This is a genomic window from Luteimonas lutimaris, from assembly GCF_039537065.1.
In the GTDB taxonomy this organism is placed as follows: domain Bacteria; phylum Pseudomonadota; class Gammaproteobacteria; order Xanthomonadales; family Xanthomonadaceae; genus Luteimonas; species Luteimonas lutimaris.
Window position 1 is genome coordinate 1 of the sequence record NZ_BAAAZU010000031.1, and the last position, 25,943, is coordinate 25,943.

General features: G+C 65.4%; 26 protein-coding genes. 7 read left to right on the top strand and 19 right to left on the bottom strand.

The genetic code is table 11. The annotated features are described in order from the left end of the window. Positions 1 to 241 precede the first annotated feature (241 nt). On the top strand, positions 242 to 556 hold the full coding sequence (locus ABD679_RS13695; RefSeq protein ID WP_344760564.1) for a hypothetical protein: 315 nt from the start codon (positions 242 to 244) through the stop codon (positions 554 to 556). A gap of 153 nt (positions 557 to 709) precedes the next feature. Here ABD679_RS13695 and ABD679_RS13700 read toward each other — a convergent pair whose 3' ends face one another. The 6 genes from ABD679_RS13700 to ABD679_RS13725 form a co-directional block, all read right to left on the bottom strand. Beyond that, entirely contained in the window at positions 710 to 1,099 is a 390-nt protein-coding gene (locus ABD679_RS13700; protein WP_344760565.1) for a type IV pilin protein, read from the bottom strand. Positions 1,100 to 1,135: 36 nt separating this feature from the next. Beyond that, positions 1,136 to 4,444 carry a pilus assembly protein gene (locus ABD679_RS13705; RefSeq protein WP_344760566.1) on the bottom strand — a complete coding sequence of 1,103 codons (3,309 nt, stop codon included), beginning with the start codon at positions 4,442 to 4,444 and terminating at the stop codon, positions 1,136 to 1,138. Between the two features lie 2 nt (positions 4,445 to 4,446). Then, positions 4,447 to 4,935 (bottom strand): pilus assembly PilX family protein, encoded by a 489-nt coding sequence (locus ABD679_RS13710; protein ID WP_344760567.1) that lies wholly within the window; start codon positions 4,933 to 4,935, stop codon positions 4,447 to 4,449. Between the two features lie 50 nt (positions 4,936 to 4,985). Next, positions 4,986 to 5,831, bottom strand: coding sequence for a hypothetical protein (locus tag ABD679_RS13715; protein WP_344760568.1), 846 nt, complete (start codon positions 5,829 to 5,831; stop codon positions 4,986 to 4,988). A gap of 38 nt (positions 5,832 to 5,869) precedes the next feature. Further along, positions 5,870 to 6,292 carry a type IV pilus modification PilV family protein gene (locus ABD679_RS13720; protein WP_344760569.1) on the bottom strand — a complete coding sequence of 141 codons (423 nt, stop codon included), beginning with the start codon at positions 6,290 to 6,292 and terminating at the stop codon, positions 5,870 to 5,872. Positions 6,293 to 6,357: 65 nt separating this feature from the next. After that, a complete protein-coding gene (locus ABD679_RS13725) occupies positions 6,358 to 6,900 on the bottom strand; it encodes a GspH/FimT family pseudopilin (protein WP_344760570.1) in 543 nt (180 codons plus the stop codon). Between the two features lie 163 nt (positions 6,901 to 7,063). On the opposite strand from ABD679_RS13725, the gene ABD679_RS13730 reads away from it, so the two are divergent. Next, positions 7,064 to 8,086 carry a sensor histidine kinase gene (locus ABD679_RS13730; protein WP_344760571.1) on the top strand — a complete coding sequence of 341 codons (1,023 nt, stop codon included), beginning with the start codon at positions 7,064 to 7,066 and terminating at the stop codon, positions 8,084 to 8,086. Positions 8,087 to 8,365: 279 nt separating this feature from the next. Here the strand turns inward: ABD679_RS13730 and ppnN are convergent, their stop codons facing one another. The 5 genes from ppnN to grxD form a co-directional block, all read right to left on the bottom strand. Next, on the bottom strand, positions 8,366 to 9,742 hold the full coding sequence (gene ppnN / locus ABD679_RS13735) for a nucleotide 5'-monophosphate nucleosidase PpnN (RefSeq protein WP_344760865.1): 1,377 nt from the start codon (positions 9,740 to 9,742) through the stop codon (positions 8,366 to 8,368). A 156-nt stretch (positions 9,743 to 9,898) separates the two neighbouring features. Further along, positions 9,899 to 13,072 (bottom strand): TonB-dependent receptor, encoded by a 3,174-nt coding sequence (locus ABD679_RS13740; RefSeq protein ID WP_344760572.1) that lies wholly within the window; start codon positions 13,070 to 13,072, stop codon positions 9,899 to 9,901. 239 nt (positions 13,073 to 13,311) lie between these two features. Then, positions 13,312 to 13,911, bottom strand: a complete 600-nt coding sequence (locus ABD679_RS13745; protein WP_344760573.1) for a YhgN family NAAT transporter — start codon at positions 13,909 to 13,911, stop codon at positions 13,312 to 13,314. 154 nt (positions 13,912 to 14,065) lie between these two features. Then, a complete protein-coding gene (locus ABD679_RS13750; RefSeq protein WP_344760574.1) occupies positions 14,066 to 14,827 on the bottom strand; it encodes an SDR family NAD(P)-dependent oxidoreductase in 762 nt (253 codons plus the stop codon). Beyond that, positions 14,824 to 15,147, bottom strand: coding sequence for a Grx4 family monothiol glutaredoxin (gene grxD / locus ABD679_RS13755; protein ID WP_344760575.1), 324 nt, complete (start codon positions 15,145 to 15,147; stop codon positions 14,824 to 14,826). Before grxD ends, ABD679_RS13750 begins: the two co-directional genes overlap by 4 nt. A gap of 132 nt (positions 15,148 to 15,279) precedes the next feature. On the opposite strand from grxD, the gene ABD679_RS13760 reads away from it, so the two are divergent. Continuing rightward, a complete protein-coding gene (locus ABD679_RS13760) occupies positions 15,280 to 15,867 on the top strand; it encodes a superoxide dismutase (RefSeq protein WP_344760576.1) in 588 nt (195 codons plus the stop codon). Positions 15,868 to 15,877: 10 nt separating this feature from the next. On the opposite strand, the gene ABD679_RS13765 is transcribed toward ABD679_RS13760, so the two are convergent. Continuing rightward, a complete protein-coding gene (locus ABD679_RS13765) occupies positions 15,878 to 17,032 on the bottom strand; it encodes a 5-(carboxyamino)imidazole ribonucleotide synthase (protein WP_344760577.1) in 1,155 nt (384 codons plus the stop codon). Between the two features lies 1 nt (position 17,033). Continuing rightward, positions 17,034 to 17,555 carry a 5-(carboxyamino)imidazole ribonucleotide mutase gene (gene purE / locus ABD679_RS13770; protein ID WP_344760578.1) on the bottom strand — a complete coding sequence of 174 codons (522 nt, stop codon included), beginning with the start codon at positions 17,553 to 17,555 and terminating at the stop codon, positions 17,034 to 17,036. 131 nt (positions 17,556 to 17,686) lie between these two features. On the opposite strand from purE, the gene ABD679_RS13775 reads away from it, so the two are divergent. From ABD679_RS13775 to ABD679_RS13785, 3 genes are all read left to right on the top strand, one after another. Further along, positions 17,687 to 17,956 (top strand): Trm112 family protein, encoded by a 270-nt coding sequence (locus ABD679_RS13775; RefSeq protein WP_344760579.1) that lies wholly within the window; start codon positions 17,687 to 17,689, stop codon positions 17,954 to 17,956. Further along, positions 17,953 to 18,843 carry a carboxylating nicotinate-nucleotide diphosphorylase gene (nadC, locus tag ABD679_RS13780; protein WP_344760580.1) on the top strand — a complete coding sequence of 297 codons (891 nt, stop codon included), beginning with the start codon at positions 17,953 to 17,955 and terminating at the stop codon, positions 18,841 to 18,843. Before ABD679_RS13775 ends, nadC begins: the two co-directional genes overlap by 4 nt. A 229-nt stretch (positions 18,844 to 19,072) precedes the next feature. After that, the gene (locus tag ABD679_RS13785) at positions 19,073 to 19,399 is read left to right on the top strand and encodes a DUF3301 domain-containing protein (protein ID WP_344760581.1); all 327 of its coding nucleotides are present in this window, start codon (positions 19,073 to 19,075) and stop codon (positions 19,397 to 19,399) included. Positions 19,400 to 19,513: 114 nt separating this feature from the next. Here ABD679_RS13785 and ABD679_RS13790 read toward each other — a convergent pair whose 3' ends face one another. The 6 genes from ABD679_RS13790 to ABD679_RS13815 form a co-directional block, all read right to left on the bottom strand. Beyond that, positions 19,514 to 19,978, bottom strand: coding sequence for a ClpXP protease specificity-enhancing factor (locus tag ABD679_RS13790; protein ID WP_344760582.1), 465 nt, complete (start codon positions 19,976 to 19,978; stop codon positions 19,514 to 19,516). 107 nt (positions 19,979 to 20,085) lie between these two features. Beyond that, positions 20,086 to 20,721 (bottom strand): glutathione S-transferase N-terminal domain-containing protein, encoded by a 636-nt coding sequence (locus tag ABD679_RS13795; RefSeq protein ID WP_344760583.1) that lies wholly within the window; start codon positions 20,719 to 20,721, stop codon positions 20,086 to 20,088. Between the two features lie 164 nt (positions 20,722 to 20,885). Next, the gene (locus tag ABD679_RS13800; RefSeq protein ID WP_344760866.1) at positions 20,886 to 21,584 is read right to left on the bottom strand and encodes a cytochrome c1; all 699 of its coding nucleotides are present in this window, start codon (positions 21,582 to 21,584) and stop codon (positions 20,886 to 20,888) included. Between the two features lie 115 nt (positions 21,585 to 21,699). After that, on the bottom strand, positions 21,700 to 22,971 hold the full coding sequence (locus ABD679_RS13805) for a cytochrome b (RefSeq protein WP_344760584.1): 1,272 nt from the start codon (positions 22,969 to 22,971) through the stop codon (positions 21,700 to 21,702). A 3-nt stretch (positions 22,972 to 22,974) separates the two neighbouring features. Next, positions 22,975 to 23,601, bottom strand: a complete 627-nt coding sequence (gene petA, locus ABD679_RS13810; RefSeq protein ID WP_344760585.1) for a ubiquinol-cytochrome c reductase iron-sulfur subunit — start codon at positions 23,599 to 23,601, stop codon at positions 22,975 to 22,977. Between the two features lie 170 nt (positions 23,602 to 23,771). Then, positions 23,772 to 24,665, bottom strand: a complete 894-nt coding sequence (locus tag ABD679_RS13815) for a lytic transglycosylase domain-containing protein (protein ID WP_344760586.1) — start codon at positions 24,663 to 24,665, stop codon at positions 23,772 to 23,774. Between the two features lie 276 nt (positions 24,666 to 24,941). Between ABD679_RS13815 and miaB the strand changes: the two genes are divergently transcribed. Then, positions 24,942 to 25,943: tRNA (N6-isopentenyl adenosine(37)-C2)-methylthiotransferase MiaB (miaB, locus tag ABD679_RS13820; protein ID WP_425561907.1), on the top strand; the 1,002-nt coding region annotated here is incomplete at its 3' end.

Sequence of the window (25,943 nt, forward strand, 5' to 3'; positions counted from 1 at the left end):
CATGGTGTCTCCGGGTAGATCGACAGTCTCCTGCCGGGTACCCGGTTACACAAAATCTTGGACAGGCCCCCGGGTTGCGGACGCCCACTTCGATGGGCATCCACGCTCGCATCCCGGCGGTTTCCAGCCGTCAATTCTCTGGGGCAACCCTGATGACTGGGATCTGTGCGAGTAGCCATCAGGCGTCGCATACCATGCGATGGGCGTGTCGCACGATTGCCCCTCCAGCTGGAGGCTTCTGATGCCTTACAAACTGATCTCGCTGTTGCCATTGCAGATCGCCCGCATGCTTCGCCTTGTCCGATCCATCGAACCTGGCCAACTCGCTGACGGCAAGCGTTGGGGCGTGCTCATCAAAGGACGTGGCTTCACGAGGCTCCTGCAGGAAGATCTCCTCGTGGGTCCCGGCCTGATACGGCCCTCGAGCTACTACGTGCCGCGGCCGCGCGAGTTCTATTCGGAAGCGTCGGCGTTGCTGGCTGCCCAGCAGTTGCGCTTGGTGCCTCGCAGGAGTTCCACCCATGCCGCAGCGCCGCAGTTTTGGACCCGGCGTTGAGTAGAAATGTGAGTAGACAAATTTTCTGCTTGCCGGAAAAAATGCTTCTGGGACACAAGCTTGGCGAAATCATTCAATTTCAACTTCGGGCGCCAGACATGAAAAACCCGCCTTTCGGCGGGTTTTTCATTTATAAGTATGCCAAACGCGTGATCACCAGCAGCCATTCGTTGTGGGCGTTCTTGCTCCGGCTTGGTTGATGGTCAGGTTGCCGCAGGAGTCGTCCGACTGCCTTCCTTGCGGTGTCGCGGTCAGGGTGTAGTTTTTTGCATCGACCCCGGACACCCCGATCGAATAAAAGTCGGAAGTGTCACTGTCACATGTGAACACCGTGGGCGAACCTGTTGCGTTGTATGCAAGCGCTGTCGTGTAGAACCGCTCCATCTGCTGCTGTGCTTGAAGCAGGCACGCCGCCCCCCCCGCGCGCCTGGCCTTGCGGATGTGCTCCGTGTAGGCGGGCAGCGCGATCGAAGCCAGGATTCCGATGATCGCGACCACGATCATCAGCTCGATGAGGCTGAAGCCGCAAACACGATGCTTCATGGGTGACGATACGACGCATGAGCAGTTGGACATGCTTTAGTTCCCCCTGATCTCTCGCCACGAAGCACGATCCCAACGCGGAGGCAACGTAGGAGTGCCGCCCGGCGCACCGCCACCGCTACCGCCGGCTGCGAGCAGTCCACGCAACAGGTTAGGCAGCGTCGGCATGCCAACACCCAAATTGACCGATCCGACCGGAAGGTCATTGATCACATCGTCGCTGGTGCTGCCGTCGCCATCCAAGTCGAAGTATGACCCACCGGCGCTGGTCCCGGTGAAAGCATCCAGCGCGTTGATGTATCCCGTACCCTCCCCGCCGCACGCATTGCCGGTGGGCACCATGCTGGCCGTCACGAGGAACGTGGATACTACCTGCGCATCCTGGACGATACGCTCACCGCTGTCGGGCAAGTCAATATACCAACCCTTGGAGTCGACGGGCAATCTGGCCTTGCTTTCGAAGGCACGCACCTCGAAGCCGTCCGCTTTGCCCGCCAAGACCTGGACGGTCCGCCGCGTCAGATCGCCTCGGGCAACGGGATCCGCGGCCGGATCGTCGTCGTCCATGAATCCGTACATGCTTTGTACCGACGCGTTCTCGGTATCGGCGTCCTGCACCGTCAGGTAGCGCCCGGTACCGAAGAAAATCCAACGCTTGTTGGTGACCGGATGAATCGCAACCGCCAGCCCGCCCGTAATCGGCTGCGGGTTGCCTGCACCATCCACCGCGGAAAAAATCCGCTTCGCGCTCCAAGACGTTGAATCCGTGGATGTCAGATCGAACTTCCACACGTTGCCAAGCATGTCCCCCGCATACACGTAGGCCAGCGACTTGCCGTCCGATCCATAAATGCCCGTGGGCGCGAACAGGCCGTTGGGCTGCGCCGCGGAACCGGTTCCAGTGCTGATCTCTCGGATGACCGCACCAGTGCCCGCATCGACAATCATCAGCACGGCCTGGTTGTTCACGCTATTCACGCCGTTTCCGATCACTACGGCGGCATTCGCGTTGCCTTGGACTCTCGAGATCAGCGGCTTTCCAAGGACCAGACCCATGTTGGTTCCGGGCGTCTCGGCAAGTTCCCACTTGACATCACGACCGGCGAAGGATGAAGGCGTGGTCACGTCAAGCGAATACACGCCCTTGCCACCCCGCCCGAGCGTTCCGACGAGGAGGTTCCTATCCGGCGTCAACCGCCGGCTGCTGACCGTCACCGGGCCATCCACGAAGAAACGATGGGCATAGTCTCCGCGGCTCAGCCTGGACAGTGCGCCGATATTGATAAGACCAGGCACGTAAGCGAACAATTCTTCACCGTCGGCCGCGTCGAAAGCATGCAGCATGCCGTCGTTCGCACCCACGTAAATGGTGTTGGTGTCCCTCACGTAGGCCGGCGAAGAATTGATGATGTCGCCCAGAATGCTTGTGCGAGCACGCAGCGTCCCATCGTGATTCTCTTCGAGGCGCTGCTCACCCTTGATGTAGTTCGCGTTGTCAGTGCCGCTGACTTCAAAGTTGGCTGGGCCGCCACTACGCTCAAGTAACTCCACCTGGCTGGCCGTCGGAAAAGTTGTACCGGAACCGCCCTCCGACGTGAAAACGTTGCGCGAACCCCAGGCGGGGATTGATGCAGTCCAAGCCTCGTCACCGACGCCATCTTCACTCACATGTGTAGCAGAAAGATTACCCGTCCAGATGCCGGCTACGTAGCTTGCACTGAAAAGAAGCGACTCGCTATCCAGCGACACAGAATTCGCTGCCACGTTCGACGACGAACTCGTTCGCTGCGAAATTGCAGCCAGCGCCTTGGCTAGGCCTTCGGAGAACTCCCTCGGGCTGGAAGCAGCCACGAATTCACCACGACTGTTCACTGCCGCATGCAGCAAATCATCAATGCGGGCCGGAATCGCAGCACTGCTGCTGGTGTTACCAGTTTCTGGATCTGGCCAACTCGGGTTATCCGGCACGTCGGATACGCTGGACCAACCCTTGGAGGTCTTGAGACCGATTGAGATGCCAAACGTTACCATGTGCTGCCAGAACGCTGGGTCTACGCTGCTGGTAGGCACATTGTTGCCCTCGGGGCTTGAGGAGTTCCCCATATAGGATTCCGTCCGAAGGTCGGTATTCCAGTACTTCATTGCCACGTCCGCCAACGTGCTTGTGTAATTGTCCTTGTAGGGTGCTTCCGGCGAGTACTTGTAAGTCTTCCCTCCTGCCCCCTTGATAATACTGCCACCCTGATTGTCTACATTCCCGCTGCCTGCGGTACCACTGTTCCAGTAGCCATCCGTGGTCAAGATGGTGAAGTTCTGGCGACAGGAAAGCTGAGAACTGCCGTTTTCCGGCCCATACGGTCCGTACTCGCTCGCACTACTGAAGTACTTGCCTGCATCATTTAAGGCATTCTGCAGGGGCGTTCCGTCCTTGCCTTCGGCAGAATACAGGTTGTCGTACCAATCACTTCGGTTCTCAATATCCTCATCCGGATCATCAATGAAGCGACCGTCCCCATTCTTTACCGGAATCGGGTTGTCGTGATTGGCCCCGCGCTTCCATATTGTCCTGAACCCCACCCGCACCGTTCCGTCAAGCGAAGCAAACGCCTCGCCAGCGCCCGCCTTTGCGGCCTTCATTCTGGTTCGGTGATAGGAGTACCAGATCGCGAAGTTCTGCATCTCCTCTGGCTCAGTACGCCCCGACGGAGCCGCGAACTCGCAGTTCTGCCAGTTGTTCTTCGATGCACTGCACCCCGCGTTCGCCTCACCCTCACTTCCCTTACTGGCGCGGTATTCACTTTTCACTACTCTCAGCTTGTAACCACTATTCCGGGTGCCAACCTGACGAATCTGGTAGCGATAATAGTTGGCCTGCTTTGTAAGGTCGGAAGCCCCAGGCTTGGGAACAAAATAGGTTTGCGTCTCATTCGACAAGTCGATCTTATTTCCAGACGCAAGATTTGCACTGCTGTAGGCGCTCGTATACGAGGTTCCACCCGTCATCCGAGTCTCGCCATCCGCCTTCAGCCAAGGTCGATAGGTCTTTGAAGGGTCGTAGTAAATCGTGTTGTTGACGTAGGATTTGTCAGTAATGTCGTCGTCGAGACTGTTCCAACTCGTGATGTCCTTAGGCATTGCGACGTAGGTCATCGACCCCGAGTCATCCAAAATGAACAGGATATTGGGCGCGACACGAGCTCCTGTCGTCAACGGATCATCCGGAATATCCATGCCCGCGCCCGCCGGACCCGCCAGCACAGTGGCAAGAAAGGCCGCTAGGCATGCAAAGCCGCGCGGCTTCTGTGAACTCGACGAGTTCCTGCATTTTGACTGATAGCGTTCCATGATTACACCCCTGGTTCCGGGATACGGCTGATGACGTTCGCCTGCAGGAAAACGTCCGCCCTGCCCTCGGCGCGACTGCGTGCGGTGATGCGATACATCGGGCTTTGGCACTCGATTTTTTCCTCCTCTCCGGCAACGTCGCAAGCACCTTTCCGGCCGGGACCGGTGCCGAGATATTCGATCCAGTATTCCGGCGCTGCCGCGAGCCGTGCCGAGTCGTAACTGGACGCAGGCACGGCGATCCAGTTGGGATTCGAGCCTGTCGGGCAAATGCCCGAGTTGACGCAGTCATCAGCGTCCGGAATGGCGGTATCCCAGGCGCCCGTGGCAAGCACCTGGTCCTGCGCATAGCGCAACGCGGACTCCGCGGCCTGGAAGGCCAGGCTGCGATCGCGCAGGTTGGCGCTCATCCGTTCCTGCATGGAGGAACTCCGTAATACGACGATCGCCAGGATCGCCGTGGCGACCAGCAACACCAATACGACGACCAACGCGACGCCATGCTGGTTTCCTCGCCCCATCGAACGGCGTATACCAAGTCTCATAGTGTCCGCCCTCTCATGCTGACTACGTTCGACGCTGTGCGGGTCAACGCTTCCCCATCTGCGCTTATGCCCTGCAAGGTCATTGTCATCCGTACCGCGATCACGTTGCGCCAGTCCGCTACAGTTGCTGCGGCGACGTAGGCATTGCTACCCGCTTGGAGATACTCGAAATCGAGCTCCCGTACTCCCTCCGCAACCTCCTGTGGGGTGCCACCCATGCGCGACACGAACAGGGAGTTTCCACCACGACCGTTGTCACCGACGAACCAGTTCACGTCGCGCAGACGTGCCAGCACCACGGCCCCAGGCGGGGCGTATTCGTCGGAGGTAGGGTTGTAACCGCCTGGCAGAGTCGCAAAACTCACCGTCATGCCACTCACACCCGTTGTCTGGACGACGTGGGTCTTTCGCGCGTTGCATAGCAGGATGAAGTCATCCACGTCGAAGACGTCATCTGCCGCATCGAGCTCGTCAGGATCCAATGTGACTGAACCTGAGGTCGATGCGAGCACGCGATAAGCCGCATCATCGCCAGAAACCACCCGCAACGAGTCCACACCGTCGGCGTTGGTAGTTCCGCGTACGGCCTCATCCCGGAATCTTTCCACGACCGTCCCGCTACCTTCCACGACCGAGAAATTCGAGCAGGCCGAGCCGCCCGCGGCGCGAATGTCCCGGGACATCAATTCGAACGCAATCCGTGCGCTTTCCTGGATGCGGCTAAGGTCTTCGTTGGAACGATAGGTGTTCTGGCTGGAAATGAAGATCGCGAAGGCTGCACCGATCACTATCAGGCCAAGCACCATGGCGATCATCAGCTCGATCAGGCCGAATCCGGTCATTCGCCGGACGGCCCCCCTCGCGTGTACGGGCGATGCACTCATATGCGGGTCCTGGTCGTAATCGTGCGCGTTCCGCTGCCACCGGCACGCCGGTCATCCCAACGGACCGTAATTTCGCAGTTGTCCGGACAGTTCGAGATCTGTCCACAGGTGGTCACGTCCGTCGAATTCTTGGTGATATTGGTCTTTAGGCTGGCTAGCCAGTCCCTGAGATCATTCTGGGCAAGCGTGCTTCCGGTACCGGCAGCGCAGAGCATTCCGGCGGTGTTGTAGCTGGCCGCATTGACGCGGTTGGCACGCATGGCCTCCGCGATCGCATTGGTCTGCATGACCGCCTGGCTGGTTTCGAGTGAACTCTGCCCCCCCCGCAATGCAACCGACTGCATCGCCGCGACACCCATCAGGCCGATGCCGAGGATGACGACGGAGACGAGCACCTCGATCAGGCTGACGCCGCGCATGCGCGACGACTTGGAAGCCGGACGACGCACACGATGAAAGACACCGCTGGTTACGGGTTTCCGAATCACGGGCATGAACCTCCGCCATCTTTTTCGGTTGTGATGACGCTGCCGCCAGCCAGCACGGTGAGCAACCGTTGGTTCTCCGCGGGCTTGTCAGTGGGCATGCATACGGTCAGCGATTCTTCCGCATTGACCAGGCCGGACGGGTTGAAGCGGATGCCGGTGGTCGGGCCGCTGAGCTGCAGGCCACCGGACGAAGTCTGTTCCCTGATCACATCGGTATCTCCCGACACGTTGTCCCGCCCGATGACGATCCAGCGATCCCAGTCGGGACTGCCGGAGCAGGTGGTGCCATCGGCGCTGCTGCAGACCGTCACTCTGGCATTGCGGCGAATCGCTTCGGAACGGGCCAGTTGGAGCGACGCCGTCATCTCTCCCGTCGTACCGTTCAACCGGTTTGCGTTGACGAACGCGATCATGCTGGGTGCGGCGACGGCCGCAAGAATCCCCAGGACGGCGACGGTGACCATCAGCTCGATCAGCGTGAACCCCCGCGCGCGATGACAAGCCGCTCCCGCTATGTCGGCTGGAAGAATCACTGACATACCACTCCCCTTCGTGGACGACATACCCTAGCCCTGCACAGGACGGTACTCCACGACTTCAGGGATGAACGGCCCGATCCACGGCATGGGTGGCTAAACTCGGCCGCACGTGCCGCACGTCCGGAGGCACAGGACTGGACCCTGGACCAAGGACCCGAACCGCATGCCTTCGCCGCCCACCACGCCCCGGCCGCTCGACACACTGTGGCAGGCCAGCACCATCATCTGGATCATCCTGGCCGGTGAGGCGCTCGCGGTCGTGCTGGTGCTGGCGCCCGGTGGGCCCCCGGACTGGCTGGCGTACTTCGGGATGGCGTCTTTTGCGATCCAGTGGGTCTTCCTGACGTCACTGGGGGGGTTGTACCTGTGCCGGCGCTGGCTGGATCGTGCGCCCCCACCTTTCATCGCTCAAGCTGGGCTCGCAGCCCTGCTGTTGAGCACGTGGCTGATCTGCTTGATGGCGTGGCTGTTCCTGGACGACTTGGGGGTCAGGCCCGCGGAAGGCTGGTTCCGGTTTTCGTTGCAGCTTACCGGACTTGCACTGACGGTCGGGCTACTTGCGCTTGCGGCGTTCCAGGCGCAGTGGCGGGGACGGCAACTCGCGCTTCGCGCCAAACAGTCAGAACTGGAAGCGTTGCAGGCGCGGGTGCGGCCGCACTTCCTGTTCAACACCTTGAACAGCGGCATCGCACTGGTGCGGCAGCACCCGGAACAGGCAGAGGAATTGCTGCTGGGGCTGTCGGACCTGTTCCGGGCAGCGCTGGCGCGGCCGCATGACGTGGCGCTGGGGGAGGAACTGGCGCTGGTGCGCCGCTATCTGGAGATCGAGGCGGTGCGCTTCGGGCCACGGCTGCGGGTGGCGTGGCAATTGCCGGAGCCGCTGCCGGAAATGGAGGTGCCGGCGCTGTCGGTGCAGGCGCTGGTGGAGAACGCGGTGCGGCACGGGATCGAGCGGCTGCCCGATGGCGGGGAAGTCGGCATCGAGGTCACGCGGCACGCGGATGCGGTGGTGATCGCGGTCCGCAATCCGGTGCCGGCCGGCGCGGATGGCGGTGGCGAGGGGCATTCGATCGGGCTGCAGGCGACGCGGGCACGGCTGCAGGCGAGTACGGGGGGACGCGGCAGCCTGACGTCAGGGCGCGAGGGGGATGCGTTTGTTGCGCGGATCCGGTTGCCGGTGGTGTAGGCGTGGACGAGTGGGCTTTGGCTCTTTGTAGGAGCGGCTTCAGCCGCGAGCTTTTCCGGTGCACGAGCCGAAGTCACTGGATGACCAGCCTTCGGCTGTTGTAAAGCGCTTCCCGCCTGCGCGGGGATGACGGTCAAGGGCAGGCAGGTTTCGTAGGAGCGGCCGGAGCCGCGAGCTTTTCCGATGCGCGCCGGAAGTCGCTGGGTCCCCGCTTTCGCGGGGATGGAGAGCAGCGACCGTTCCCGAGGCAACTCCAGCCAACCGCCCCGCCCCGGCTTCCTAGGTCACCACCTCGTAACAAGGCCGGTATTCCCCGGAAATCTTCATCCGCCGCTGTACGACGAACGCCCGCAGCAGCGCGTCCAGCGATTCCATCATGTCCTTGTCGCCGTGGATCTGGAACGGGCCGAATTCCTCGATCCGGCGCATGCCGTCTTCCTTGACGTTGCCGGCGACGATGCCGGAGAAGGCGCGACGCAGGTCGGCAGCCAGGTCGTGCGGCTTGCGGCCGTGGTGGAGGTCGAGGGCGGCCATGGCTTCGTGGGTGGGCTGGAAGGGCTGCTGGAATTCCAGCGGCACGTCCAGCGACCAGTTGAAGTAGAAGGAGTCCTTCTGGTCGAGGCGGTACTCGCGTACGGCGCGGATGCCGGCGGCCATCCGCTTGGCGACCTTTTCGGGGTCGCCGACGATGATCTCGTAGCGGCCGGTGGCGCCCTCGCCCAGGGTGAGGCGGATGAACCTGTCGATCTGCTCGAAGTACGGCGCCGAGGCGACCGGGCCGGTCAGGATCAGCGGGAACGGCAGCTTCGCGTTCTCCTCGCGCAGCAGGATGCCGAGCAGGTAGAGGATTTCCTCGGCGGTGCCGACGCCGCCCGGGAACACGATGATGCCGTGGCCGATGCGGACGAATGATTCCAGCCGCTTTTCGATGTCCGGCATGATCACCAGGTGGTTGACGATCGGGTTGGGCGACTCGGCAGCGATGATGCCCGGCTCGGTGATGCCGATGTAGCGGGTGTGGCGCTTGCGCTGCTTGGCGTGGGCGATGGTGGCGCCCTTCATCGGGCCCTTCATCGCGCCCGGGCCGCAGCCGGTGCAGATGTCCAGGCCGCGCAGGCCGAGCTCGTAGCCCACGTCCTTGGTGTACTGGTATTCGTCGCGGTTGATCGAGTGGCCGCCCCAGCAGACCACGAGGTTGGGGTCGGCCGGCTGCAGCACGCTGGCGTTGCGTAGCAGGCGGAACACGGCATCCGTGATGCCGCCGGAGGTGTCGAGTTCGTCGGCGTATTCGGGCGCGAGTTCGATCGAGGTGTAGACCAGGTCGCGCACGACGGCGGCGAGCAGCTCCGCGACGCCGCGGATGATCTCGCCGTCGACGAAGGCGATGGCCGGGGCGTTCTTCAGGTCGATGCGTACGCCGCGGTCCTGCTGGCGCACTTCGATGTCGAAATCGGGGTACAGCTCCTGCGCGGCGCGCGGGTCGTCGGAGGTGCTGCCGGTGGTCAGCACCGCGAGCGCGCAGCGGCGCAGCAGGTCGTGCATGCCGCCGCGCGAGGCATCGCGCAGGCGCGCGACCTCGTCTCGGGAGAGGATGTCGAGTCCGCCGCGCGGGTAGATGCGGGCGTTGACGGTGGGGAGCGTGGGCGTGGTCGCCATGGGGCCGGGGGTCTTGGTCATCCAGTCGTTCTGTCTTGTTTGTGTCGTCGGCTAGGGACTTTAGCGTAGTGGGGCTGTGCGGGCAGGAATCGCCTGTCACCGGAAACAGGAACGGCCGGGTCGCCCCAGCCGTTCCGTACAACGGTTTGCGGTGGATCAGAACTGGTAGCGCAGCGTCAGCATGGCCGACCAGCGCGAAACCACGCGCGAGGGGTACGAGGCATTGGCGTCGTACTCGCTCAGGCGCTCCCAAGACGGGTTGGTTGAGCTTCCGAGGTCGTAGGTATACGTGCCGTCGGCATTGACCGAAGCCAGCCGCGCCAAGTAACGGGTGTTGTCCGAGAAGGTCTCGCCCATCGTCTCGCCCCAATCCTTGTTGAGCATGTTGAGGAAGTTGTAGATGTCGAGGCGGATCACCGACTTGTGGCCCTTGAAAAAGCCCGGCAGTTCCTGCTGGACGCTCACATCGAGCTGATTGACCCACGAGTACCGGTCCCCGTTGCGGTCCGCGATGCTGCCGCGACGGGAATTCAGATACGAATTGCTCGAGATGAAATCCTGAAACGCCTCGATCTGCTCAGGTGTCGCCGAGCCGTAGCTCACGATCGGGTCGTTGGCCAGCGGGATGTAGGCCGGATCCTGGTAGATCCCGTCGCCGTTCGTGTCGCCATTGATGGTCCAGGTATACGGCAGGCCGGAGTGGCCGTTGTAGTACGCGGCGACGCTGGTCTTGTAGTCACCGAACAGCGCCTTCTCCCAGCCGAGCGTGGCCTTGATGGAGTCGCGAATCACGCGGCCCGCATTCGTCGCGAACTCCTGGTTCGGGTTGACGCGCGAGACGTACTGGTAGCTGGACCAAGCCTGCGAGCTGCCGTCGGAGGCCACTTCATTGGCCTTCGTGTAGGTGTAGCTCAGGCTGCCGAACCAGTTGTTGGCCAGCGGCTTGCTCAGGGCGAACGTCACCGAGGAATTCGAACCCTTGTCGGTATTGCCCATCACCGTGGAATTGGTGGTGAAGTCCGGGTTCGCGCCGCAGGTGCGGTTGCTGCTGCTCATGCTGCCGAGGTTGCACCAGAAGTACTGGCGACCGTCAGCCAGCGTGCCCTGTGCCGGACCGAGGTTCAGCGCCTGGTAGAACACCGCGTCCTTGGCCTTGATCTGCTGGAACTCGACCGTACCGATCATTCCCCACCACGGCAGTTCCGCGTCGTAGCCGAGGCTAAACTTGTAGACAGTCGGGAGCTTGAAGTCCGGGTCGATCGAGTCGATCTGGTAGCTCGGCGTTCCGCCGGCCGGAATGTTCTGGTTGTACGGATCGGAGCTGAACGGCGCATCGGCCGAATCGAACGAGCGGTACGACAGCGAGGTCACGCCGTTGTTCTGGTAGGGGTTGGCCAGCCAGACGAAGGGCGGGACGCTCTGGAACAGGCCCGCGCCACCGCGCAACTGCGAGTACCGCTCGGTATCGAACGAATAGTTGAAGGACACGCGCGGCATGATGACCTTGTTACTTGAGCCCAGCTTGTAGTCGTTCGGGAAACCGAATGCCTCTTCGAAGCCCGGGGTACGGACCGGCGCCTTGTCGGCCTTGGGAAGGTTCACGCGCAGGCCGTACGTCAGCGACAGCTTGTCGTTGACCTGCCAGGTGTCCTGCAGGAACGGGCTGACCTGGGTGTAGACGAGTGCCGCCGCGGTATCCGCCTCGGTGAAGCCCGGCGCCGGGCGACGCAGGTTGTACACGTCGTAGTTGCCCGCGGCGAAATCGGCAAGGCTGGTGAATACGTACGAGCCATGCAGGTCGCGCCCGTACAGGTTGTACACATCGTGGCGCATGTAATCCACGCCGCCCTTGATGGTGTGGTCGCCGGCGTAATAGGTGCCGAACGCCGACAGGGTGTAGCGCTCGGTGTTGATCTGGTTTTCGTGGCGGTTGTTGTCCTCGCCGATGAAGATCGAGCCGCCGCCGGCGGTTTCGATCTCCACTTCCGGCTGGTTGATCGGGTTGCCGTTGACCTGGTCGAACTTCTGGTGGCTGAGCTTGATCTCGGTCGAAAAGTTGTCGGTCCAGTCGCTGAACAGCTGCAGCGACGTGTTTTTGGTGACGTTATCGATGTTGTACCAGTGGCTCGACAGCACCACGTTTTCCGGATACGCGTCATACGGCGACGGACGGAATTCCTTGGTCTGCTGGTAGGTCAAGCTGGCGCGGTGGTAGTCGCTAATGTTCCAGTCCAGCTTGACCAAGGTGCGCTTGTTCTCGAGGTTGACGCCGGTCGAACCGTGGTTGCCCGGCACCATGCCGAGGGCCGTGGCCGTATCGATCGCCTCCTGGACTTCCTGCGAGGTGACGAAACCATTGGCCACGCCGTCGGACTGGGACGCGCCGCCGAAGTCGGTGATTTTCTGCTCTTCGTACGAGGCGAAGAAGAACAGTTTGTCCTTGACGATCGGGCCGCCGAGTGTGAAGCCCGTGGTCTTGTCGGTGTCGAACAGGTCGTACTTCTCGCCGTCGCGGCTGCCGACCATGTCCTCGGCGTTCTTGTAGACGTGGTACACGGAGCCGTGGAACTCGTTGGTACCCGACTTGGTCACGGCGTTGACCGTGGCGCCGACGGTATCGGCCGCAACATCGTAATCGGAGATCTTGATGTCGTAGGCGGCGATGGTGTCCACCGAGATCGGACTGCCGGTGTAGGGCATGCCGTTGCCGTTCAGGCCAAAGGGGTCGCCCTGCGACAGACCGTCGACCGAGATGGTGTTGTAGCGGTTGTTCACGCCCGCGACGGAAATCGAACCGCCGGCCTGGTCGATCACCGTGACGCGCGGATCCATGCGCGCGGCATCGTCGAGCGAACGGCTGCCCGCCGGAAGAATTTCGAGCTGGCGACCGCTGATCGAGGTGCCGACGCCCTTGTTGTCGGGGTTGAATGTATCCAGCATGCGCGAGGCGGTAACCGCAACGGTTCCCAGCGTCGTGGCTTCGCTGCTGCCGAGTTGCGCATTGATCGCGTTGACCTTGTTGAGGTCGAGGTAGACGCCTTCCTCGGTATCGGTACCGGTACCGGCCTTGGTGACGGTGATGGTGTACGGGCCGCCCACACGCAGGCCGCGCGCGGTGTAGCGGCCGCTGGCGTCAGTGGTGGCGCGGCTGACCGTGCCCGACTCGACGTGGGTGATCGTCACTTCCGCACCGGCAACCGGGTTGCCGTCGGCACCGGTGACAAGGCCGCCGACACCGGCGGATGTGCTCTGCGCGAACGCAGGTGCAGCGGCGAGCGCGACGATCAGCCCGAGCGACAGCTTGGAAAGTCGAAGACGGGAATGGTTCATGGTCTGGTTGGCCTCGATGCAATGGACGGAATTGCGCGATGTCGCGCAAGCCTGGAAACACGATGACTGGGAAGTCCCCACCCCACGCAGGCTGCAAGCCCGTCTTCAGGGGTTAACAACAGATTAACACGATAGACCGCCCGGATGACAGTGAAATGACAGCTGCATCACAGGCGTTTTCGGCTATTTCCGGCCCGACTTGAGCAATGCCCGGCAAGTGCTTGTCGGTCCGTCGGGCGTCAGGCGCTGGAAGCGATTCCAAGGTAGGCGCCGATGCCGTCGAGGAACATCTGCACCGAGATCGCGACCAGCAGCATGCCCATCAGCCGCTCGACCGCGGTCAGGGCGCGGGTGCCGAGCAGCTTGTACAGGACGGTGGCCGACAGCAGGATCACCGCAGCCGCGCCCCAGGCGATCATCAACGCCAGGCTCCAGGTGCCCAGGCGGTCGGGTTCCTGGCTGCCCATCAGCATCACCGCGGCCATGCCCGACGGTCCGGCGATCATCGGAATCGCGATCGGGACGATGAAGGGTTCGCCGCCGGGCAGCGCGCCCATCAGCCCTTCGGGCGGCGGGAAGATCATGCGGATGCCGATCAGGAACAGCACGATGCCGCCGGCGATCGACACCGATTCCTGGCGCAGGTGCATCAGCTCCAGCGCGTACTTGCCGAACCACAGGAACACCAGCAGCACGCCCAGCGCGATGAGCAGTTCGCGGACCATGACGATCCGCTGGCGCTTCGGCGTCAGCGGGCGCAGCAGGCTGAGCACCACCGGCACGTTGCCGAGCGGGTCGAGGATCAGGAACAGCAGCAGGGCGGCGGAGACGATGGTCATGGGTGCCTCCTTTGCCCGTCGGGGGTGGCGCGGAAATTGAAGTCGTCATCCCCCCGCAGGCGGGGACCCAGTGGCTTCGTCGCGACCGGATGCCATTGGCCTGGAACAAGGCCAACGGCTCCCCGCATGCGCAGGTACGACGACGCCCTGGAGTTCACGCCTGCGGGCTCCACACCTGTCCGCGATGGGCGGCGCCGTCCGCCGACAGCAGGGTCACGCAGTCATCGGCGTACTGCGCCGGGTCGGCGGCTTCGCGGTCGTCTTCCTCGACGTAGGCCTGGGCACGCAGCGTGGTGCGCATCGGGCCGGGCTGCAGGCCGCTGATGCGCACGCTGGAGCTGGCCAGCTCGGCGTGCAGCATGCCCACCATCGCCGCCATCGCGTGCTGGGCGAGACCGTAGCCGCCCCAGTAGGCACCGCCGACACGGTCCGGGTCATCGACCACGAACACCACCGCGCCGTCGGGCGACTTGCGCAGCAGCGGCAGGCAGGCCTGGGTGAGCCAGGCGCGGGCAGTGAGGTTGACGTGGATGGCGCGCGCGATGGCGGCCGGGTCGCTGCGTTCGAACGACGTCAGTCCGCGGAAATCGGCCGCGCAGTGCAGCAGGCCGTCGAGCCGGCCGAAGCCGTCGGCGATGCGCCGGGCGAGTTCGGCGTGGTCGTCGGGCGATGCGCCTTCGAGGTCGAAGGGATAGTTCACCGGCTCCGGCAGCCCCTCCCCGCTCTTGGCGATGGCGTCGTAGACGCGGTTGAGCTTGGGCACCTTGCGGCCGAGCAGGACGACGGTCGCGCCGGCGCGCGCGCAGGCGATCGACGCCGCGCGTCCGAGGCCGCCGTGCGCGCCGCTGACCAGGACGACCCGGTCCTGCAGCGCGCCCGGCCGCGCGTCACCGGCAGTGGCCGGCGCCGCACTCACGCCTTCTGCACTTCCGCGATCATGCGCGCCAGCTCACCGGACTCGTACAGCTCCATGGTGATGTCACAGCCGCCGATCAGCTCGCCGTGGATGAACAGCTGCGGGAAGGTCGGCCAGTTGGAGTAACGCGGCAGGTTGGCGCGCACGTCGGGGTCTTCGAGCACGTTGACCGTGTACATCTCGTCGCCGACGCCGGCCGCCTTGAGCGCCTGCACGGTGCGGCTGGAGAAGCCGCACATGGGGAACTGCGGGGTGCCCTTCATGAAAAGGACGATGGGGTGGCCTTCGACGTCGGTCTTGATCCGCTCCAGAACGGACATTGCACTCTCCTGCATGGCACAGCGCCGCGGCGGACTGCGCCGCGGCCGTGCGTGGGGTTTCGGAAGGCCGTATTGTAAGCCACGCAGGCCTTGCGGCCCGCTGGACACATCATCCGACACGCCCGGGACGCCATGGCCATCGAACTGCCTCCCCTGCCCTACGAGCGCAGCGCGCTCGAACCGCACATCTCGGCCGAAACCGTCGAGTACCACCACGGCAAGCACCAGCGCGGCTACGTGGAGCGGCTCAACGCGCTGGTCGCCGGCACGGACCTGGCCGGGGCGCCGCTGGAGGACATCGTGCGCAAGGCCCAGGGCGCGGTATTCGAGAACGCGGCCCAGGCCTGGAACCACGCCTTCTACTGGCGCTGCCTGCGGCCCTCGGCCGGGGGTGGCGGCGGCACGCCGTCGGGCGCGCTGGGCGAGGCGATCGACAATGCCTTCGGCGGCTTCGAGCCGCTGCGCGCGCAGTTCGACGCGCTGGCGCTGAAACTGTTCGGCTCGGGCTGGGTGTGGCTGGTGCAGCGCGAAGACGGCGGACTGGCCCTGGCGGCCACCTCCAACGCAGCCACCCCGCTGACCGGCAGCGACATCCCGCTGCTGGCCTGCGACGTCTGGGAACACGCCTACTACATCGACTACCGCAACGCGCGGGCGAAGTACCTGGAGGCGTTCTGGAACCTGGTCGACTGGGACTTCGTCGCCTCGAACCTGAAGTAGCCCGCGCCGCCTACCCCTCGCGCAGCCTGGCGATGACGGGGGCGACCTGCGCGTCGCGGCCCAGTTCCGCACCCACGCGTTCGAGCACCTGCGCCAGCCCGGTCACCGAATCGGTGCGCACGGTGGCATGGCCGACCTTGCGCCCCGGCCGCGACGACTTGCCGTAGTCGTGCCAGTGCGCGCCCGCCGCCCGCAGCACCGGGTCCGGGTCGGGCAGCTCGCCGATCCAGTTCAGCATGCACGCATGGCCGCGCATCGTGGTCGCGCCCAGTGGGCGACCGAGCACGGCGCGCAGGTGGTTCTGGAACTGGGAGGTTTCCGCGCCTTCATGGCTCCAGTGCCCGGAGTTGTGCACGCGCGGGGCCAGTTCGTTGGCCAGCAAATCCCCGCCGTGCTGGAACAGCTCCAGCGCGAACACGCCGACGTAGTCCAGCTCCCCGGCCAGACGGCGCGCGTAGTCGAACGCGGTCGCGGCCAGCGCGTCGTCGACCCGCGCCGGGGCAAGGCTGGCCGACAGCACGCCGTCGACGTGCCAGTTCTCGGTCAGCGGCCAGGTGCGGAACTCGCCGTCGCGGCCACGTACGGCCACCACGCTGAGCTCGCGCTCGAACGGCACGAAGGCTTCGAGGATCAGGCCAACCGTTTGCGCCTGCGCACCCAGTGCGGCCCAGGCGGCGTCGGCTGTCGCTTCCCCGGTTCCCGGCCTGATCCGGAACTGTCCCTTGCCGTCGTAGCCCAGTCGCCGCGTCTTGAGGATGCACGGCATGCCGACCTGCGCGATCGCGGCGTCGAGCCCTTCGCGCGAGGTCACGTCGGCAAATGCCGGCACCGGGATGCCCGTGTCGCGGAACAGCGTCTTTTCCGCGAGGCGGTCCTGGATCAGGCCCAGCGCGCGTGGATTCGGGAACACCGGCACGCGCTCGCTGAGCCACTTCGCGGATTCGGCCGGCACGTTCTCGAAATCGAAGGTCGCCACGTCGATCTTCGACGCAAATTCCGCCAACGCGGCCTCGTCGCGGTAATCGCCCACCAGCAGCGGCGCGAACTGCCCGGCGCAGGCGTCGGGCTGGGTATCCATCACCAGGAAGCGCAAGCCCAGCGGCGCGCCGGACAGGGCCAGCATGCGGGCGAGCTGGCCGCCACCCAGGATTCCTACGGTGGTCATGTCAGTTTCCGACGGGAATGCGCGGGTCGTCGTTGCCGGCGACCTGCTCGGCCTGGCGGCGACGGAACGCGTCGAGCGCACCGGCGACATCCGCATGGTCCGCGGCCAGCATCGCCGCGGCGAACAGCGCCGCATTGGCGGCGCCGGCGTTGCCGATGGCGAAGGTCGCGACCGGGATGCCGGCCGGCATCTGCACGATCGACAGCAGCGAGTCCATGCCGTTGAGCGCCTTCGACTGCACCGGCACGCCGAGCACGGGCACCGCGGTCTTGGCCGCCAGCATGCCCGGCAGGTGCGCCGCGCCGCCGGCACCGGCGATGATCGCGCGCAGCCCGCGCGCCTGCGCAGTGGCGGCGTAGTCGAACAACACGTCGGGCGTGCGGTGCGCTGAAACCACGCGCACCTCGAACGGCACGCCCAGCGCTTCGAGCTTCTGCGCGGCGTGCTGCATCGTCTCCCAGTCGGAACGCGACCCCATCACGACGCCGACCATCGGCGCGGGGCTTGCGGGCGGGGTGGACATGGCTGCTCCCTGCTTCAAAGCGGCATTTTAGCGTAGCTGCGCCCCGGGATTGCGGGTGGGGCAGCGCCTTCGCTCCGTCTGGCGTGGTGCTACGCTTTACCGCCAATCCCGCCCACGCGCCCGAATCCGCCATGGACCGCAAGCTGCTCGACATCCTCGTCTGCCCCGCCAGCCGCCAGCCGCTGGCCCTGCTCGACAAGACCGGGCTGGAGTCGCTGAACCGCGCCATCGCCGCGTCCGGCGTGAAGCGCGCCGACGACACGCCGCAGTCCGAACCGCTGCGCGAGGCGCTGGTCACGCGCGACCGCAAGATCGTCTACCGCATCGACGACGGCATCCCGGTGCTGCTGGCCGAAGAAGGCCTGGCGACCGCGCAGGTCGCGGATTTCCCGCAGGCATGAGCGGCGACGCGATCACCCCGCCGCCGCGCGAGGCGGTCGAAGCCGACGTCGCCCGCGTCCTGGCCGAGGACATCGGGAGCGGCGACGTCACCGCCGCCCTGCTGCCCGACCACGCCGACGTCGCCTACCTGCTGTGCAAGGAGGACGCGGTGGTCTGCGGGCGGCCGTGGTTCGACGCCTGCCACCGCGCGCTCGACCCGGACGTGGCCATCGACTGGCGCGTGGCCGAGGGCGACCGCGTGGCTGCCGGCACCGTGCTGGCGACGCTGTCGGGCCATGCCCGCGCGCTGGTCAGCGCCGAGCGCACGGCGCTGAATTTCATGCAGACGCTCACCGGCACCGCCACGACGACTGCGGCGCACGTCGAAGCCGTGCGCGGCGCGCGCGCGCCGCTGCCCGATCCGCAGATCCTCGACACCCGCAAGACCCTGCCCGGCCTGCGCGTGGCGCAGAAGTACGCCGTGCACGCCGGCGGCGGCGTCAACCACCGCATGGGCCTGTTCGACGCGGTGATGCTGAAGGAAAACCACGTCCGCGCCGCCGGCTCGCTGACCGCGGCGATCCGCGCCGCGCGCGCGCAGCAGCCGTCGCTGCCGCTGATCGTGGAGGTGGAGACGCTGGACGAACTGCGCGAGGCCCTCTCGGAAGGCTGCGAACGGGTACTGATCGACGACTTCGACCGCGCCGCCCGCCGCGAGGCCGTGCGCATCGCCGCGGCCGATCCGTTCAACGGTGCGATCCCGCTGGAAGTCTCCGGCGGCGTCGACCTGGAAGGCCTGCGTGCGATTGCCGAGGACGGCGTGGACTGTATTTCGATCGGCGCGCTGACCAAGCACGTGCGGGCGATCGACCTGTCGATGAAGCTCGGGCCGCCGCCGACGCGGTAAGCACTGGGCGCAGCGCGTAAGCACCTGCCGTCGTGGGAGCATTTGCTGTGGTGGGAGCGGCCATGGCCGCGATGGGGTGCAGGCATCGCTCCATCGCGGCCATGGCCGCTCCCACTTTCCACTCTTACCACCTCTCACCGACAGGCCCGGCATCACGGGCCGGCCAGTCCCTCGCGGTCCTTCTTCGCAACGATTGCCAAGTCCGCGTGGACCTGCCTACATTGCCGGCATGCCAACCCTCGTGATCCTGATGATCGTGGGCGCCATCGGCGCGGCCCTGTGGAGTTCGGCGCGCGCCGCCGCGGAGCGCGCCGAGGTCCTGGGCCGCAATGCCTGCCGCGCCGCCGACGTGCAGCTGCTCGACCAGACCGTGCACGCGACCGGCGTACGCCTGCACCGCGGCGAGGATGGAAAGCTTGGCTTCGAGCGCGCGTTCCGGTTCGAGTATTCGCGCGGCGGCGACGACCGCCAGGTCGGGCGGCTGGTGCTGCGCAGCGGCGAGCTGGTCTACTTCAGCGGTCCGGCGCAGGCGGCGAGCGTGGTGCAGCTGCACTGATGCAACACCCGCGTGGCTGTGGGAGCGGCCATGGCCGCGATGGAGCGACGCCTGCACCCGATCGCGGCCATGGCCGCTCCCACAAAAGCTCCCGCAAACACCAGCCCGCAGCGGCTACTTGACCACGCGCAGGTGGCCGCCGCGCCGCGGTGGCGTGGGGTCGTCGTCGGGATGTTCGTCGGACCCGGTGGCCGGCGCGCTGTCGGCGCCGGTATCGCCGTCGGCCGCTTCGGCGCCATCGCTGCCGGCGATGTCTTCCGGCAGCGCCATGCCCTGCCCGGTCTCGCGGGCGTAGATCGCCATCACCGCCGCGATCGGCACCACCACCGGGTGGCTGACGCCGCCGAAGCGCGCGGTGAAGCGCACGCTGTCGTTGTCCATTTCCAGCCTGGCCACGGCGCGGTCGGCGATGTTGAGCACCACGCGCCCGTCCTTGACCGTGTGCGGCGGCACGCGCACGCCGGCCTGGCTGGCATCCACCAGCAGGTGCGGGGTCATGCCGTTGTCGGCAATCCATTCGTACAGGGCCCGCAGCAGGTACGGGCGATGGCTGGTCATCGCGGGCGGCGCGTCGCTCATGCGGGCAGTCTAAGGCAAGCTGCGGCGAGGGTCGAAGCGACGCGGCCGCAGCGGCCGCGCGCATGCGCGACCCGCGGAGTGCCGATGCGCGGACCGCATTGCCGGTGCTATGCCGGCAGCTCGCGCAGGCTCTTTTCCTGCGTCGTCAGGCTGCGCACGAAGCCCGGGTTGCGGAAGATACGGTTGCCGTAGTCCTCGATCGCCTTGCCGTCCTTCGGCAGCGACACGCCCAGCGCGTCCAGCCGCCAGACGATCGGCGCCATGGCGCAGTCGGCCAGGCTCATTTCGGGGTTGAGGAAGAACTTGCTGGCCTTGAACAGCGGCACCGAGGCGGTCAGCAGCTCCTTGAGCCGCTTGCGGCCGACGTCGGCCTGCTGCCTGGTGCCGAACTGGATCGCCTGCACCTGCGGCACCCAGTCGTGCTCGATGCGCAGCATCGCCAGGCGCAGGCGCGCGCGGGACAGCGGATCGACCGGCATCAGCGGCGGATGCGGGTAGCGCTCGTCGAGGTACTCGCTGACCACGCTGGCCGCGTACAGCACCAAGTCGCGCTCGACCAGGGTTGGCACCGAATGGTACGGGTTGAGGTCGATCAGGTCCTCGGGCGGGTTCTGCGGGTCGACCGGGATCAGGTCGTAGGTCACGCCCTTGGCGGCAAGCACCAGGCGGACGCGGTGGCAGAGGACATCATCGACGGAGGAAAACAGGGTCAGTGCATTTCTCATACGCGGACTCGCTGCCATCATGGGCTTCTCCAACGGCCGGATCCGCCGGCCGCATCGACGCCGCCCGCGCCTCGCGGACGGTCGCCCGGTCCCCCGAGCCATCCCAGCGCAGGCCTGTCCGGTCCGCGGACCGGACACCAACCGGGCCGCATTCCCGCGGCCCGCCGGTTACCTGCGTGGAATCACTTCACGTCGCGCCAGTATTCCTTCTTCAGCAAATACGCGAGGAACGTGAAGAACGCGAGGAACAGGATCACCCAGACGCCAAGGCTCTGGCGCTTGAGGGCGGCCGGTTCGCCGGCGTACTCCAGGAAAGCGGTGATGTCGCGGACGGTCTGGTCGAACTGGACCTTGTCCTGCGTGCCCGGCTGCGCGATCTCGAGATGCTCGACCGGCGCTTCGCCGGTTTCCGGATCGGTCTTGCCGTAAACCGGGCGCTGCAGGCCCTGCATCTCCCACAGCGGGTTGGGCATCGACGCGTTCGCGAACACGGTGTTGTTCCAGCCCAGCGGGCGCGACTCGTCCTGGTAGAAGGACGTGAGGTAGCTGAAGATCCAGTCGCTGCCGCGCACGCGGGAGATCACGCTCAGGTCGGGCGGCAGCTTGCCGAACCACTGCTTGGCGTGGTCCTCGGCCATCGACACCTGGATCTGCTCGCCGACCTTGGCGCCGGTGAAGTTGAGGTTGTCCATCACCTCTTCCTCGGTCAGCCCGAGGTCTTCGGCCATGCGCGAGTAGCGCAGGTACTTGAGCGAGTGACAGCCCGAGCAGTAGTTCATGTACAGCTTGGCGCCTCGCTGCAGCGAGGCCTTGTCGCCGATGTCGGTGCCGGCGTGGCGCAGGTTGCCGCCCTCGGCGGCGATCGCGCCGAACGACAGCATCAGGCCGGCGGCGAAAATGGCGAGCTTCTTCACGAGCGTGACCTTCCGGAAGTGCTGGCTGGTGGACATGCCCGCGACGTGCGCAGGCGCTTGGGTCGGCTTCCACATGCTTGCCTTATTCATGCATCGTCACCCGTTCCGGCACGGCTCTGGTCCGGTCGAACTTCGTCCACAGCGGCATGGTGATGAAGAACACGAAGTACAGGAAGGTCAGCACGCGGCCGATGATGGTCTCGACCGGGTCGGTGCCCGGGCCGGCGCCGATCTTGCCCAGCCACAGGAAGCACACGGCGAACATCGCCAGCATCACCCACGACAGCCAGCCGCGGTAGCGGTACGAGCGCACCGGGCTGCGGTCCAGCCACGGCACCAGGAACAGCACCGCGATCGCGGCGAACATCACCAGCACGCCCCACAGCTTGATCGCGAAGAACGACGGCACCACCCGCAACATCGCGTAGTACGGGGTGAAATACCACACCGGCTTGATGTGCTCGGGCGTCACCAGTCGGTTGGCCTCGGTGAAGTTGTCGTGCTCGAGGAACCAGCCGCCGAAGGTCGGCGCGAAGAAGATGATGAAGGCGGCCAGGATCAGGAAGAAGCCGACGCCCACCAGGTCCTTGACCGTGTAGTACGGGTGGAACGGAATGCCGTCGAGCGGCTTGCTCGCGTCCCAGCGGTTGCCCTTCGGGCCCTTCTTGATGTCGACGCCGTCGGGGTTGTTCGAACCCACTTCATGCAGGGCGCCCAGGTGCAGCACCACCAGCAGCAGCAGCACCAGCGGCAGCGCGATCACGTGCAGGGCGAAGAAGCGGTTGAGGGTGGCGTCGGCGGGCAGGTAGTCGCCCATGATCCACTCGGTCAGGCCGTTGCCGATCACCGGGATCGCACCGAACAGGGAGATGATCACCTTCGCGCCCCAGAACGACATCTGGCCCCACGGCAGCACGTAGCCCATGAAGGCCTCGGCCATCAGCACCAGGTAGATCAGCATGCCGAGGATCCACACCAGCTCGCGCGGCTTCTGGTAGCTGCCGTACATCAGCCCGCGGAACATGTGCAGGTAGACGACGATGAAGAACAGCGAGGCGCCGGTGGAGTGCATGTAGCGGATCAGCCAGCCCCACTCCACGTCGCGCATGATGTACTCGACCGACGAGAACGCTTCGGCCGCGGACGGCTTGAAGTGCATCGTCAGGAAGATGCCGGTCAGGATCTGGTTGACCAGCACCAGCAGGGCCAGCGAGCCGAAGTAGTACCAGATGTTGAAGTTCTTCGGCGCGTAGTACTCGGTCATGTGCTTGCGGTACATCGGCATCATGCCGGGCGCACGCTGGTTGACCCAGTCCCACACGTTGTTGGCGGTTCGCGAGATCACGTTCGACATGGCTTATGCGGCTCCCTGGGGATCGACACCGATGACGATGCTGGTGTCGCTCTCGTAGTGGTGCGGCGGCACCAGCAGGTTGATCGGCGCGGGCACGCCCTGGAAGACGCGGCCGGCCATGTCGAAGCGCGACTTGTGGCAGGGGCAGAAGTAGCCGCCCTTCCACTCCGGGTCGAACGGTTCGGGCTTGATCTCGGCGACCATTTCCGGCGAGCAGCCCAGGTGCGTGCACAGCCCGACCAGCACGGAAATCTCCGGCTTGATCGAGCGCAGTTCGTTCTTCGCGTACTCGGGCTGCTGGTCGGTTGTCGACTCGGGGTCGGCCAGGCGCGGATCCAGCGTCGGCAGCACGTCCAGCATCTGCTTGGTGCGCTTGACCACCCAGATCGGCTGGCCGCGCCATTCGTCGACCAGGCGCTGGCCCTCGCCGAGGGCGCTGATGTCGATGGTGATCGGCGCGCCGGCCAGCTTGGCCCGCGCGCTCGGGTTCCACGACTTGATGAAGGGCACCGCGGCGAATCCCGCACCGACCGCACCCACGACGGCCGTGGTGGCGGTCAGGAAGCGGCGTCGGCCATGGTCGACCGTCCCTCCGCCGTCGACAGGATCAAGCACTTGTTCATTGGCCATCCGGCACTCCGCAAATCTTTCGGTCGCTAGTTAGTGGCTGCCGCGGTCGCCCGGGGGCGGCCGCAAAGACGATAAAGTGTAACGGAACGCTGAATCGGCCGACAATGCTTCAGGGCCATCGAATGCGTTCCGGGCGTCCCCGACCCGGCCGGAAACCGCCCTGGCGACGGTCAGTTCACGGCCGCCAGCGAGCTGCGGTAGCGCTGGGCCAGGACCCCGACACGCTGCACGTAGCGCTGGGTTTCGCGGTAGGGCGGCACGCCGTTGTACTTGTCGACCGCGCCCTCACCGGCGTTGTAGCCGGCCGCGGCGAGGGTCAGGTCGCCGTTGAAGCGCTTCAGCAACCAGGCCAGGTACTGCACGCCGCCCTGGATGTTCTGGGCCGCGTCGAAGGGGTTGCCGACGCCGAAACGCCGCGCGGTGGCCGGCATCAGCTGCATCAGTCCCTGCGCGCCCACGCGCGAGAGCGCGTTCGGGTTGAAGGCCGATTCGGCGTGGATGATCGCCCGCACCACGGCCTCGTCCACCCCGTACTGCCGGGCCGCGCGGCTGATTTCGCTGGAATAGGCGGTCGTGTTCAGGCGCAGCTTGTTGAAGTCCACGCCCGGCGCGCTGCCGCAGGCGAAGCAGGTTTCGAGGAAGCTGTAGCGGATCGTGCGCAGCGCCGTGGCGCCCTCCACGCCCTTGGGCGGCTTGCTGGTGTAGTGGCGCACGCCGTCCTTGATGTAGGAGTAGACCTTGCCCTGCACCAGCCGCGTGGGCTTGCGGCCCTGCGAGGCCGATGGCGCCGCGGCGGGCTGCGCCTCCGCCGCCGTCGACCCGGTGCCCATGAACGTGGCCGGCGGATTGCTGTTGCTGGCCGGCGCGGACCGGGGCGCGGGCGTGGCGCGGTGCTTCGGCGCGGGGCTGGACTGAGCGACCGCCACGCACTTGGCACCGGAAACGCGCTTGCTGACGTAGCTGCGGCTGCCGTCAGGGCTGTCGCAGCGGTACAGCGTGCCGGCGGCCACCGGCGTAGCCAGCAGCAGGCAGGCGATCGTCAGTAGTCCCCTTGCCCCCTTCATCGCGCGGAGTGTCACCCGTCCGTCCCGTCTTGCCAAGTCCTTGATAGTGAACGCGGTCCCCGGCAGTGGCAGGACGTGACCGATTACACTGATTGGCCCATCAGCAGCCAATCCGGCGCGGATTCAGCACCGCTTCCCGGCCCCGCCATGACCGAAACCGACCTCCAGGCCGTCCCGGCCGCCGCTCCGCCCGCTTCCGCCCCGGCCGCGCGCGGAAAACCCGCGGCACGCTCGCCTGTTGCGAAAAAGCTCTATATCCAGACCCACGGCTGCCAGATGAACGAGTACGACTCGGCGCGCATGGCCGACGTGCTGGCCGACGCCGACGGGCTGGAGCTCACCGACGACGTGTCTGAGGCCGACGTGGTCCTGGTCAACACCTGCTCGATCCGCGAGAAGGCGCAGGAAAAGGTCTTCAGCCAGCTGGGCCGCTGGAAGTCGCTCAAGGCCGACGGCAAGCCGGTGATCATCGGCGTCGGCGGCTGCGTGGCCTCGCAGGAGGGCGCGGCGATCGTCAAGCGCGCGCCGTATGTGGACCTGGTGTTCGGCCCGCAGACCCTGCATCGCCTGCCCGAGCTGATCCGTGCCCGCCGCGAGACCGGCACGCCGCAAGTGGACATCAGCTTCCCCGAGATCGAGAAGTTCGACCGCCTGCCCGAACCGCGCGCCGAGGGTCCCAGCGCCTTCGTCTCAATCATGGAAGGCTGTTCGAAATACTGCTCGTTCTGCGTGGTGCCCTACACCCGCGGCGAGGAGGTGAGCCGGCCGTTCGAGGACGTGCTGGTGGAAGTCGCGCAGCTCGCCGCGCAGGGCGTGCGCGAGGTCAACCTGCTCGGCCAGAACGTCAACGCCTATCGCGGGCCGTACGGCGAGGGAGCGTGCGAGGGCCTTGGCCCGAGTGAACAACACTTCGCCGACCTTGGCCTGCTGATCCGCACCATCGCCGAGATCGACGGCATCGACCGCATCCGCTTCACCACCTCCCATCCGCTGGAGTTCTCCGACTCGCTGATCGAGGCCTACCGCGACGTGCCGCAGCTGGCCAACTACCTGCACCTGCCGGTGCAGTCGGGCAGCGACCGCATCCTGGCGGCGATGAAGCGCGGCTACACGGCGCTGGAGTTCAAGCAGAAGATCCGCAAGCTGCGCGCGGTGCGGCCGGACATCTCGATTTCGTCGGATTTCATCGTCGGTTTTCCCGGCGAGACCGACGCGGATTTCGAAAAGACCATGAAGCTGATCGAGGACGTCGGCTTCGACCAGTCGTTCTCCTTCATT

Coding starts and splice junctions, on each gene's coding strand:
- ABD679_RS13695 (WP_344760564.1), top strand. CDS start 242: ATGCCTTACAAACTGATCTCGCTGTTGCCATTGCAGATCGCCCGCATG.
- ABD679_RS13700 (WP_344760565.1), bottom strand. CDS start 1,099: ATGAAGCATCGTGTTTGCGGCTTCAGCCTCATCGAGCTGATGATCGTG.
- ABD679_RS13705 (WP_344760566.1), bottom strand. CDS start 4,444: ATGGAACGCTATCAGTCAAAATGCAGGAACTCGTCGAGTTCACAGAAG.
- ABD679_RS13715 (WP_344760568.1), bottom strand. CDS start 5,831: ATGACCGGATTCGGCCTGATCGAGCTGATGATCGCCATGGTGCTTGGC.
- ABD679_RS13720 (WP_344760569.1), bottom strand. CDS start 6,292: ATGCGCGGCGTCAGCCTGATCGAGGTGCTCGTCTCCGTCGTCATCCTC.
- ABD679_RS13725 (WP_344760570.1), bottom strand. CDS start 6,900: ATGTCAGTGATTCTTCCAGCCGACATAGCGGGAGCGGCTTGTCATCGC.
- ABD679_RS13730 (WP_344760571.1), top strand. CDS start 7,064: ATGCCTTCGCCGCCCACCACGCCCCGGCCGCTCGACACACTGTGGCAG.
- ppnN (WP_344760865.1), bottom strand. CDS start 9,742: ATGGCGACCACGCCCACGCTCCCCACCGTCAACGCCCGCATCTACCCG.
- ABD679_RS13740 (WP_344760572.1), bottom strand. CDS start 13,072: ATGAACCATTCCCGTCTTCGACTTTCCAAGCTGTCGCTCGGGCTGATC.
- ABD679_RS13745 (WP_344760573.1), bottom strand. CDS start 13,911: ATGACCATCGTCTCCGCCGCCCTGCTGCTGTTCCTGATCCTCGACCCG.
- grxD (WP_344760575.1), bottom strand. CDS start 15,147: ATGTCCGTTCTGGAGCGGATCAAGACCGACGTCGAAGGCCACCCCATC.
- ABD679_RS13760 (WP_344760576.1), top strand. CDS start 15,280: ATGGCCATCGAACTGCCTCCCCTGCCCTACGAGCGCAGCGCGCTCGAA.
- ABD679_RS13765 (WP_344760577.1), bottom strand. CDS start 17,032: ATGACCACCGTAGGAATCCTGGGTGGCGGCCAGCTCGCCCGCATGCTG.
- purE (WP_344760578.1), bottom strand. CDS start 17,555: ATGTCCACCCCGCCCGCAAGCCCCGCGCCGATGGTCGGCGTCGTGATG.
- ABD679_RS13775 (WP_344760579.1), top strand. CDS start 17,687: ATGGACCGCAAGCTGCTCGACATCCTCGTCTGCCCCGCCAGCCGCCAG.
- nadC (WP_344760580.1), top strand. CDS start 17,953: ATGAGCGGCGACGCGATCACCCCGCCGCCGCGCGAGGCGGTCGAAGCC.
- ABD679_RS13785 (WP_344760581.1), top strand. CDS start 19,073: ATGCCAACCCTCGTGATCCTGATGATCGTGGGCGCCATCGGCGCGGCC.
- ABD679_RS13790 (WP_344760582.1), bottom strand. CDS start 19,978: ATGAGCGACGCGCCGCCCGCGATGACCAGCCATCGCCCGTACCTGCTG.
- ABD679_RS13795 (WP_344760583.1), bottom strand. CDS start 20,721: ATGGCAGCGAGTCCGCGTATGAGAAATGCACTGACCCTGTTTTCCTCC.
- ABD679_RS13800 (WP_344760866.1), bottom strand. CDS start 21,584: ATGCTGTCGTTCGGCGCGATCGCCGCCGAGGGCGGCAACCTGCGCCAC.
- ABD679_RS13805 (WP_344760584.1), bottom strand. CDS start 22,971: ATGTCGAACGTGATCTCGCGAACCGCCAACAACGTGTGGGACTGGGTC.
- petA (WP_344760585.1), bottom strand. CDS start 23,601: ATGGCCAATGAACAAGTGCTTGATCCTGTCGACGGCGGAGGGACGGTC.
- ABD679_RS13815 (WP_344760586.1), bottom strand. CDS start 24,665: ATGAAGGGGGCAAGGGGACTACTGACGATCGCCTGCCTGCTGCTGGCT.